The following is a 267-nucleotide window of genomic DNA, read 5'->3' on the forward strand; positions in this document are numbered from 1 at the left end:
GCGCCAGTTTTTCATGCGCGGCGGTAAATGGCTGGGGAACAGGTGACCGAATTTTTGCATTGCACGGTCGGTAAAATGCGGACGGAAGAATTTCACTTTCTCCAGCATCGCATCGGTGCGTCCCTTGAGATTAAAGAAGAACGGCATCTTGTCGGTGCCTAACTTATCAATCATCAGGAAGGTGTCTTTGCCGTATTTTTCCGCAATATCGTAGATATCCCGGTGCATATATTCCCCGGCAACCGGCAGATTTTCGAAATTAGCCAG

The 267-nt window shown here is 48.7% G+C and carries 1 pseudogene; it reads right to left on the minus strand.

Annotation, left to right across the window (positions count from 1 at the left end):
* Positions 1 to 267, minus strand: a pseudogene (locus QP752_RS11295) (hypothetical protein); the annotation flags it as partial.

This window comes from Corynebacterium sp. UMB10321, from assembly GCF_030228725.1.
Taxonomy (GTDB): Bacteria; Actinomycetota; Actinomycetes; order Mycobacteriales; family Mycobacteriaceae; genus Corynebacterium; species Corynebacterium pseudogenitalium.